Annotated in this window: 1 pseudogene; it reads right to left on the bottom strand. The window is 66.3% G+C overall.

Annotation, left to right across the window (positions count from 1 at the left end):
- Positions 1–486, bottom strand: a pseudogene (locus ACG00Y_RS28805) (heme utilization protein); the annotation flags it as partial.

Below are 486 nucleotides of genomic sequence, written 5' to 3'. Positions count from 1 at the left end.
ACAGCGCCTGGACCTGTTCAGTCGTGAAGGCGTCGATGTTCTCGGAGGTGATGCCGCGGATGGCGGCCGTGGTCAGCACGGCCAGGTCGGCGGTCTCGATGGCGGCCAACTGCTCGGAGGTCATCGCGCCGACCTGGGCGGACGACAGCACCTTGAACTGGTCGGTGCCCAGGGCCTGCAGGTCGGCCGTTTCCATATTGGCGATCTGGGCCGTGGTCAGGCTGGCGATCTGGGCCGTGGTCAGCGTGCCGACCTGTTCGGTAGTCAGCGCGTTGAGCTGCTCTGTGGACAACGCGCGGATCTGGGCGGTGCTCAGGGCACGCAGGTCCTGCGTCTCCAGCGCGGCCATCTGTTCGGTGGACAGGCCCTTGAGCTGCTGCGTGGTGATCGACTGGATCTGAGCCGTCGTCAGCGCCTGGATCTGGTCGGTCGTGAACGAGTCGATGTTCTCGGAGGTGATGCCGCGGATGGCGGCCGTCGTCAGCA

Origin of the sequence: Pelomonas parva (assembly GCF_043555835.1) — a bacterium.
Lineage (GTDB): Bacteria > Pseudomonadota > Gammaproteobacteria > Burkholderiales > Burkholderiaceae_C > Pelomonas > Pelomonas parva.
This window is presented reverse-complemented; position numbering and strand designations above follow the sequence as displayed.